We start from the raw sequence: 3286 nt of genomic DNA, 5'->3' as shown, positions 1-3286 counted from the left end.
GGCGCTGAGGAAGGGCCGGACATTCTGGTAGAGTCGGGGCACGTCCCCGAAGACTATTTTTGTCGTCATAAACAGAAATTGTCCCCTATCGGGGACGTTTTCTCATACTTTGTGTCAGGCCGTCAGGCCTGTGGCTCAAATCCAGCTTGAACTCGCCGTATGGGTTGATGTGGTGGTACATCAGCGGCGACAAGGCCCGCCAGTCCTCATTCGTCATGCGATCACGCCACTGTTCATCCGCGAGGACGTGCTGAATCATCAGAGTGTTGATGTAGACCAGGCAGTTTTGCAGCAGTTGCAGCGCCAGCATGGAGATTTCCTGCGCTTCGGGATTATTGGTGCTGATCTCGCCAGTCTTGCCGAAGAAGATGAAGGACGTCGTGCCATTCCACGTTTCGATCACGTTCAACCCCTCATGAATCTCGCGGCGCAGTTCGGGGCGGTGCAGGTAGTTGCACACGAAAATCGTGCGCAGCACCTTCCCCAGTTCGCACAGCGCAGCGTAGGTCGGGTGCTGGGCATTCGCCCTGGTGAAGCGCAGCAGGATGGATTCAGGATCAGCCAGCCCCAACCTGAGTGCCGTGGCGTACTTGACCATCGGCTCGTACTGCTGACGGATCAACTCCCAGCGGATAGACCGCTGTGCCAGCACAGCGGCGAGGTTCGGCACCTGTTCCGAGAACGTCATATTCGGCAGATAAATCCGCTGGTGAGCGATGTCTGCGAGCCTTGGCATCAACTGAAAGCCCAGCAGGTGCGTAAACGCGAAGCCCACTTCGCTTTGCCCGTGGGTATCAACGTAATTCTTTTCCACCTTCATGTCGGTGCAGTGGCGCAGCACCCCCTCGATCATGGCGGCCACCTCCGAGGACGAACACGACTTCATGCTGGAGTAAATACAGGTGGACTTCTTTTCGACGTGCCAGTAGATCATCACGCCTTTTCCGCCATAACGGATGGAACGCTGTGTCCGCAGGTTCCCGTCCCAGGCGGAGTATTTCTTAGCGTCGCTGGCGCAACTGGTGGTTCCTTCACCCCAGATTTCAGGATTTCTGGCTTCCAGGATGGCGTTCACCACGGCGGTATTCGCGGCACGCAAAGCGTCGCGGTGAATGTAGTGCGTTTTCACATATTGCAGGTTGTGGTGGGCCACGCCGTCCTGTCCGGCAGCCACCCGCTTTAGTCCAGTGTTCGTTCCCAGTCCGAACAGGGACAGCAGCAGACGCTGCTGAAGGTCGTCGCGGCTCAGGTTCTCGCGGGTCATGAAGCTCTTAAAGTGCGGAGTGATCCCCGCACGCTGGTCGGACTCCACCAGCACTTCCAGCAATTGCGTGTTCCAGAATTGCCGCCCCACTTCGCCTTTCAGCGTGTCGTAAAAGGGCGGCTCTGGCTGGGCTTTCAGGGGAGAAACCACGAACCGCCCACCGTCGTGGGCGGTGACCTTCACCTCAGCATTCTTCGGCAGGCCGTCGTGCAGCATCACCAGGGCATCTTTCAATTGCTGTTCCAACCCCTGCACGAAGGTATCCACGTCCTGCGGTTGGCTCAGCGCCTCGAAATACTGCGTTTTCTGGGTCTCGAAGTCTTGGGGCAAGTCCTTTTCCGGGTCACGGTACTTGTCCGCGCCTACCACCCAGATTTCGCGGGAACGCACCGCGTCCCGCAGTGCAGACAGCACGCACAACTCGTAATTCACGCGGTTCACCCGTGTTTTGCCGTCCGCACCCTGCTCAAGAATTACATTCTGGATACTTCGGTCGATTACGCCGCCGACAGGAATGACTTCTTCGGGCGGGTAGATGCGAACATAGCTGTCCACATAGCGTTTCAGTAGGCCCAGTGCCTGAATCACGGGTTGATGCCGCTGATTGTTGGAGCGGAACTCCAGTTCGGTCAATACCCAAGGAATCATCCGGCGGTAATGGGTTTTGTAGGTGCCGCGCAGCACGGTATGCACCTGTTGACTAAATCCACCCTTCTCCTTGAATTCACGCAGCAGATCGCGCAGCGTTTCCTCACTGACGACTGGAAAGAGGACGGCCCGGACGGTGCCGTCCGGGTTCGCTAGCGCGGCTTCAAGGAGCTTCTCCCAGAGCCGTTCCTTGTTATTGACCTTCTTGAACTCTTTGACGAATTTCTTCTCTACGCGCCGCTCGGCCCGGACATTGATGTGATGCACCATATCGATCAGGTGTGTCATCAGCGAATCCGTGAGTTCAGTCATGCGGGTGACACAGAAGGCGGCCAGCAAAGTCAATCTCACAGGTGCGGCCTGCACACGGAAGTGGCTGGGGGATTCGGTGGCCGCCCGTTCGCGGTAACGCACCAGAACATGCGGGGACACGTCCGCAAAGAGACCGCTGGAAAGGCCAATTTTCCGCAGAAGGCGCAGTTTCTCGATCTGCTGTTCCACGCTGTCCACCCCGCGTTTCTCAGAGTTGGTGCGAAGGTTTTGCAGCACTGTGCCGCGTGGAAGCAATTCACCTTCTTCGGTGGCATCGTCTACAAGGGGAATGGCGTCCAGAAACTTATCCAATGCTTCCCGCTGTACTGCACTCAGCCGGTCATGGATGGTCTGGCACAGGCGCTGGTCGTACTGCCGCTCGGCGGAATCCACGAAACGCTGTAACCGCCCAGCACTGGGCGGTTCAATCTTGTTGCCTCGTAACCATTGAAAAGCCGCGTCCATGACCGCTCCTACACGGAATTCTCGTGGCAAGACGGACTGGCTGAGCCAGTCCGTCAGGGTATCGGCGTCCTCGCGGGTAAATTCCCTGAAGCCGCAGTAGGCACGAATATCCTGCCGCTGGTAAGTGCTGTTGCGGCTGCGCCAGTTGAATTCTCGGTACTGCTCGTGTCGGACACCCACCTGCCTTGCCACATACTCGACGACCACTTCCGGTACTTCATGGCTGTTGTAGGGGAATTTCCCTTCATGTTGGAAGGCTTTGAGCATGACCGCGAAGCCCAGTCTGGTCGGGCCAGTTTTATTCCCCAGGAGTTCGCGTTCAGCAGGCAGGAGCGTCCATACGTCGATGAGTTCGTCAATCGTCCAGCGCTGGTGCATGGAAACTCCTTGGAAGTGCCGACACTGCACAGTGTCGGCACTTCAGCATATCCGCTATTCGGTAGAACACTATTTTTTGCAGATGAGTGTCTACAATGGTTCGTGCAGTTTTAGGCGGCTTTGAGGCCGAAATTTAGCGGACTGGACGGCAGATGTTCTAATTCTTCAAAGCGGGCCGAGAGATCCAACTTGGACAAAATCACTTGGGCCAGCAGGGCG

1 protein-coding gene is annotated in these 3286 nt (G+C 57.0%); it reads right to left on the bottom strand.

The genetic code is table 11. The features are described from left to right. Positions 1 to 85: 85 nt before the first annotated feature. Positions 86 to 3067 (bottom strand): Tn3 family transposase, encoded by a 2982-nt coding sequence (locus tag E5Z01_RS19045; protein WP_135230816.1) that lies wholly within the window; start codon positions 3065 to 3067, stop codon positions 86 to 88. Positions 3068 to 3286 lie beyond the last annotated feature (219 nt).

Origin of the sequence: Deinococcus fonticola (assembly GCF_004634215.1) — a bacterium.
Classification (GTDB): Bacteria; Deinococcota; Deinococci; order Deinococcales; family Deinococcaceae; genus Deinococcus; species Deinococcus fonticola.
This window is presented reverse-complemented; position numbering and strand designations above follow the sequence as displayed.